Genomic DNA, 6,342 nt, shown 5'->3' with positions numbered 1-6,342 from the left:
GAGAACTTCTTCTGCAAGCTCAAGGAGTTCAAGCGCATCGCCATGCGCAGCGAAAAAACAGACAGATCATTCGAAGCATGATCTATCTCGTTGGCGCAATCATCAATTCAAGATAATTCCCAACAGGCCCTGAAAAAAGGCGGCACCCAAAAAACTTTTATGACTTTTTCTCAGTTTGATATCGCGCCATGCGGACGCATCCGCCACAGGATGCGCGCGCCCAGCAGTGCGAACACCGCCACCAGCCCGATTCCGTTACCGCACCACAGCCCCGATGGCCCCATGCCGTGGTGGAAGGCCAGATAAACCCCACAGGGAAACCCGATGCCCCAGTAACCGAGAACGGCCAGCACCATGGGGACCGCGGTGTCGCCCTGCCCGCGCAGGATACCGGTGGCGATGACCTGTGCCGCATCGGGGATCTGGAACGCAGCCCCCACCAGCAGCAGTCCCATCGCAAGGCTGACCGCCTGTGCGTTTTCCGGCAGGGTGACATCCAGGTAGAGGCTGATGATGGCATGCCGTCCCAGCGTCAGTATCAATGTCATGACGCATGCGACGGCAATACCCAGCGCCATGCTTGCCCATGCGGTGCGTCGCATCATCACGGGGTCGGCCCGCCCGGTCCAGTATCCTACGCGGATGTTGCATGCCTGTCCCAGCGCCATGTACACCACGAAACACTGTACCCCCATGCCCAGCATGATCTGGAACGCCGCCAGCGCGCTGTTGCCCATCCGGGCGGCCTCCAGGCTGTTGGCCTGAAACAGCGTGACCTCCGCCATGGCGGCTGCCATCATGGGCAGGCCCGTGCGCAGCAGGGCGAGTGTCGGTCCCCATTCATGCCCGCGCGGACGCAGTGCCGCGCGCAGTTCGGGCCGGCGGATCACAAACGCCAGCATGATGAACGGCATGCACCATAATGTAATGACCGTGGCGGTGGCCGATCCGTACAGGCCCAGCGCGGGCAGGCCGAACCACCCATGGATGAGTGTCGCGTTCAGCATCCCGTTGACCACCGTGATGCAGGGCATGACGCGCATGAGGATTCCCTGCGCCCCCATGACCGGCAGCGCCGTGGTCAGGATACCCTGTCCCAGCAGTGCGGGTGGCACGGCCCACATCAGCATACGCACGAAATGGATGACGGGCGCGCGCAGGCTATCGGGTTCATGCATCCATGCCAGCAGCCGGTCCACATGCCACAGACAGAACAGTTCGGGCACGCACAGCGCCAGCGCCACCGCCAGCATGGAGGTCATGATGGTGCCCAGGCTGGCATGGTCCTGCCGCCCCCGGGCCTGCGCCAGCAGGATGCCGCCTGCTTCGATCATGGCGGCAAGGATGGCGTTGAGCGTGAAGAACGTGCCGGTCGCAAGCCCCCCGACCGCCAGCGCCGACGCCCCAAGCCCGCCCAGAAGCACGTCATCTGTCGCACCCATCAGCATCTGCACAAACTGTGACAGGCCCATCGGCCCCGCAATGGCAAGAATGGAGCGGAATTCCACCCCGAAGGCTTGTGTTGGACGCGTCATGCAACCCTGCTGTCAGCCATGGTCGGGCATGGCCATGTCTGCCGTATGGTATCTGTCGGGGCTTTTTATATCATTCCTTTACATGTCGCCAGCATATGTCGGCCCTGATTGACACGCGCCACTTTTCACGCCACCCGTGCCACATGGGGTGCGGGCTGGTAGCGCAAAATGGCTGATTTCAGGGGATGGTGGTCGTGACGCAGGCACCATGCTGGCCCATGGTCCCACTTGGAGTGCTGGTGGACTGTCTTGACGCCCGTCGCGTGCCGCTTAATCGCGCGCAGCGCGCCCGCAGGCCCGGACGTGTTCCCTATCATGGGGCCAGTGGGGTTGCGGGATATGTTGACGGGGCGCTGTTTGACGGTCCGCTTGTCCTGCTGGGGGAAGACAGCGCTCCCTTTTTTGATCCCATGCGTGATGTCGCGTTTTTCCATAATGGTCCGTTATGGGCAGGCAACCATGTGCATGTACTGCGGCCACGCATGGGTATGGATGGCCGTTTCATGGCGCATGCACTCAATACCGTGTCCTTTGGTGCGTATGTGGAGGGCGCGACCCGCCCCAAGCTGACCCGCATGCGCATGAACAGCCTGCCCGTACCCTGCCCGCCGTTGCGGCGCCAGCACGTGATCGCCCGGCTGACTGACCATCACATGGACCGTATTGACCGGCAGTTGCGTGAACTGGATGCACAGGCGACGGCCGCGGATGAATACGCGCAGGCAATCATTCATCACGCGGTCCTGCCCGATGGCGCGCCGTGGCCCGGGCCGGTGCCCGCCCGTGGGGCAATGCGGCCCGTGGGCAGCGTGTTTGACATTGTAGGCGGCGGCACACCCGCCACGGGCAACGCGGCCTGTTGGGGGGATGACGTGGCGTGGCTGACCCCGGCAGACCTGCCCGTCGGGCCGCCTGCATGGGTGGGGCATGGCGCGCGCAGCCTGTCCATCGCAGGTCTTGCGGCATGTCGGGCCACGCGGGTGGATGCGGGCGCGCTGGTTGTTTCCACCCGCGCGCCGGTGGGGCGTGTTGGCATGACAACGGTACCTGCTGCCGTAAGCCAGGGATGCAAGGCCCTTGTGCCGCGCGGACAGGATGTGGACCTGCGCTATGCCGCCCTGCTGCTGCGCGTGGCAGCCCCGGAACTGCGGCGGCGCGCGGGGGGCAGCGTGTTTCCCGAAGTGGACACCGTGACCCTTGCCTCACTTGAGTTATGCCTGCCCCCGTTGGAACGGCAGCGCGCGGTGGCGCAAAAGGTATGGGACGTGCTGGACCGGCAGGCGCGGCAGGCGTATGCCCGCGGTCAGCTACGTGCCGTGCTGCGTGAATATCGCCCTGCCCTGCGGCTGGCCTGCGTCAACGGGCATGGAGCGTAAGTGTGGCTGATCGCACGGCGCGACGGGGAAGATCGAAATGAATACAACAGGCGAATGCAGTGCCCGCGTACCGGCGGCAGCCGACATGGACGTGGATGTGGACATCACCATCCTGCCCCGCCCCACCCGGGCGGATGAGGACGCGGTGCTGGCCATCCTGCGTGATTTCACACGTGGCATGGTGGGCTATATCGACAACCATGACCTTGTCATCGTGATCCGGGACCGGGTCACGGGCACGATCCGCGGCGGACTGGTGGCGCAGTCACGCTGGGGGGAGATGCATATCGACATGTTGGCGGTCTCCCCCCATCTGCGCGGGCGCGGCATGGGGCGCAGGTTGATTGATATGGCCGAACGGGAGGCACGCAGGCGGGGCTGCGCCCATATGTGGCTTGATACCTATGCATTTCAGGCGCGCGCCTTTTATGAAAAGGTGGGGTTTGAGGTCTTTGGGCAGCTTGATGGGCCACCGCCTTTCTTTCCACGTTATTTCATGCGCAGGCTGCTGTCGGCGCCGGATGGACGCTGAAATATTCAGGAGTTGTTAAGGCAGCCGGGCTAGCGTGCAGTGCGGTGTGACCATCATGAAAATGCGCGGAACGGGAAAACACGCACTCACGTGCCACGCGGGGTGTGCTACGGTGCCTGAAATTTACGCCGCATCATCGGAAACAGCAGGAACAGATTACGCCATATGGATGAAAACCGGAGCCGGACCCAGTATATCGGGACCTTTATATTTGTATGCGCGGTCCTGCTGTTTTCCGCGTGGATCGAACAGTCGTTCCTGTTTGCCTTTGTCTGGGGCGGTATTCTTGGCATCACGACCTATCCACTGTATCACCGGCTGGTCGGGCGTGGCATGGGCAACCGGGTTGCGGCAGGGCTGATCGCGGCAGGCATTTTCGCGCTGCTGGCGGTGCCCATGATCGCCATGGCGGTACGGGCGGGGATGGAACTGCCCTCGCTCATGGCATGGGGGCGCGGGGCGCTGCATGATGGCATTCCCGTCTCGCCACAGGTGGGGGAAATCCCGCGCATCGGTCCGCGCCTGTCGGCCCTGTGGCAGCGTTATCTGTCTGACCCCGATGAACTGCGGCACTGGACCAGTGTAGCCTCGCGCATGTTCGCCACGGGCGATGGGCGCGAACTGCCGCATCGGGTGATGGAAATGACGGAAACCTTCGTCATCGCCACGCTGTCGGTCTATTTCTACCTTGCCGCGTCACACACGCTGGTGACCGATATCCGCGCTGTCGGCCGCCGTTTCCTTGGTGACCGGACGCGCGATGTCATGCGCAACACCGTGGGTGCCGTGCGCGGCACGGTCGCGGGTCTGGTGCTGGTGGGCCTGGGTCAGGGCGTTCTGGTGGGAGTCGGCTATTTCATTGCAGGCACGCCCCATCCCGCATTGCTGACTCTGCTGACGGCGGTAGTCAGCATTATCCCCTTCTGCGGGCCGATCCTGCTCTGCATCACCACGCTCATGACCTTTGCGGCCAATGGCGTTACACAGGCGATCATCGTGGCAGTCATTGGTACCATCGCCTATGGAGCGGGGGATCATTTTGTCCGGCCCAAGCTGATCAGTGGCAGCACCAGCATCCCCTTTCTTGCGGTTCTGACGGCCATTCTGGGGGGACTGCATATGTTCGGGCTGCTGGGACTGTTCATGGGACCGACGGTCATCGCGGTCGCCCTGTCGCTATGGCGCACGGCGGCGGCGGAAGAACAGGCGCGTTAAGGAAACGTGGCTGACACTGCCCGTCCGCTGCTTTCGGCTGCTGCCATCTGGCGTGTGGCCGACCTGCTGCGCGGTGGCATGGAACCAGTGGAATACGGGCCGGTCATACTGGCGTTCACCATGCTGCGACGGCTGGAACTGGCGCGCGTCCGCCCCGTGCGCTGGCTGGATGCGGTGGCGCGCGCGTCTGAGCCGCAGGACTGCCTTGACCGCCTGATTGTCCGCCTGCCTGCCAGCGTGCGAGAAATTGTATTGCAACTGGAGGTCCCGTCCCTTGCCCGCCGCCTGACGCGCGCAGGCATGCTGGGGATGATGGCGGCGCATTTTGCGGCCCTTGACCTGTCCCCCGCCCGGTATGGCACCGAGGCGATGGCACGCCTGTTTGAGGAACTGGTCCATTACTTCACCACCAGTCAGCACACGGGCGCGCATTTCACCCCGCCGGAGGTCACGGACCTTATGGTAGACCTTGTGTTCGCCCCTGATGGTCCCGGCACGCACCACGCGCTGTATGACCCGGCGGCGGGCACGGGCGCGCTGCTGGGCCGGGCCGCGGACCGTCTGCTGGCGCGCGGGGTGACAGCTGATCTGTTCGGTCAGGAAATCAGTTCCCGTGCCTGCGCCCTGTGTCGTGCGGACATGCTGTTGCGTGGACATGTGCCGGAGCATATCGCCTGTGGTGATACACTGGCCAGGGACGGGCATGCGGGTCGCCGTTTTGCCCGCATGCTTTCCAATCCGCCCTTCGGGCTGGACTGGCGGCATATCCGGGACACGATACAGGCTGAACATGCCAAAGGGGCTGTCGGGCGTTTTGCCCCCGGCCTGCCCCGTGTGTCGGACGGGTCCATGCTGTTCATGCTGCATCTGGTTGCACATATGCGCGCCCGCCGTGCGGGGGGCGCGCGCATTGGCGTGGTGACGCATGGGGCGGCGCTGTCCGGTGGTGGGGCGGAGTCCGGTGAATCCGCTATCCGCCGGTATCTGGTGGAACGTGGCCTGATTGACACGATCATTGCCCTGCCCACGGACATGTTCGTCAATACCGGTATCGCGACCTATATCTGGATACTGGACAACAACAGGCCCGCTGCGCGGCGGGGTATGATCCGGCTGGTTGATGCCACGGGCCTGTGGCAACGCGCCACCTCCGGCAGTGGGGAAAAACGGCGCGAGATGACGCAGTCCCAGATTGCTGCTGTCGTACAGGCCTGCATGGTCGATACGGCAATGGATATCATCCAGCGTGATGGAGCGGATGCCGCATCGGTACCATGGCAGGTGCTGGCGCACGACGCCCCCACGCCGGACGGGACGGTGGATATGCATCGGATGGCGTTTTCGCGTATCCTGCCGGGACGGGAATTCCTGTACCGCAGCCTGACGGTGACGCGGCCCGCGCGTGATGGCGTACCCGCACGCACGACCTTCCGCGTGGGGATGGAACATGACCCGCAGGCATGGTTCAGCCAGATGATCCAGCCTTATGATCCTGCTGCCCGACTGGATACGGCCCGCACCGGCACTGGCTGCGCCATTTCCTTCGCGCGGTATTTCAGCCATGACGTCCCGTCGCGTCCGCTGGCGGAAATCGAGAGGGATCTGTGCCAGTCCATGGCGCGGCTTGTGGCGCTCATGCCTGGCGGGGGCAACGGAGAACCATGAGTGGCCTTTGGTGAAGCTT

The 6,342-nt window shown here is 63.8% G+C and carries 5 protein-coding genes; 4 read left to right on the top strand and 1 reads right to left on the bottom strand.

Annotation, left to right across the window (positions count from 1 at the left end; all coding sequences use genetic code 11):
- Positions 1 to 170: 170 nt before the first annotated feature.
- Complete coding sequence (locus MSKU9_RS04315) at positions 171 to 1,535, bottom strand: MATE family efflux transporter (RefSeq protein WP_141260104.1); 1,365 nt, start codon at positions 1,533 to 1,535, stop codon at positions 171 to 173.
- Between the two features lie 218 nt (positions 1,536 to 1,753).
- Between MSKU9_RS04315 and MSKU9_RS04310 the strand changes: the two genes are divergently transcribed.
- The 4 genes from MSKU9_RS04310 to MSKU9_RS04295 all read left to right on the top strand — a co-directional run bounded on the left by MSKU9_RS04310 (position 1,754) and on the right by MSKU9_RS04295 (position 6,323).
- Positions 1,754 to 2,911, top strand: coding sequence for a restriction endonuclease subunit S (locus MSKU9_RS04310; RefSeq protein ID WP_227002375.1), 1,158 nt, complete (start codon positions 1,754 to 1,756; stop codon positions 2,909 to 2,911).
- Positions 2,912 to 2,948: 37 nt separating this feature from the next.
- Complete coding sequence (locus MSKU9_RS04305; RefSeq protein WP_141260102.1) at positions 2,949 to 3,443, top strand: GNAT family N-acetyltransferase; 495 nt, start codon at positions 2,949 to 2,951, stop codon at positions 3,441 to 3,443.
- Between the two features lie 165 nt (positions 3,444 to 3,608).
- Positions 3,609 to 4,658, top strand: a complete 1,050-nt coding sequence (locus tag MSKU9_RS04300) for an AI-2E family transporter (RefSeq protein WP_141260101.1) — start codon at positions 3,609 to 3,611, stop codon at positions 4,656 to 4,658.
- Positions 4,659 to 4,664: 6 nt separating this feature from the next.
- Positions 4,665 to 6,323, top strand: coding sequence for a class I SAM-dependent DNA methyltransferase (locus MSKU9_RS04295; RefSeq protein WP_141260100.1), 1,659 nt, complete (start codon positions 4,665 to 4,667; stop codon positions 6,321 to 6,323).
- Positions 6,324 to 6,342 lie beyond the last annotated feature (19 nt).

The organism is Komagataeibacter diospyri (assembly GCF_006538165.1).
GTDB lineage: Bacteria > Pseudomonadota > Alphaproteobacteria > Acetobacterales > Acetobacteraceae > Komagataeibacter > Komagataeibacter diospyri.
Note: the sequence above shows the minus strand (reverse complement) of the source record. Positions and strands in the feature narration are given on the sequence as shown.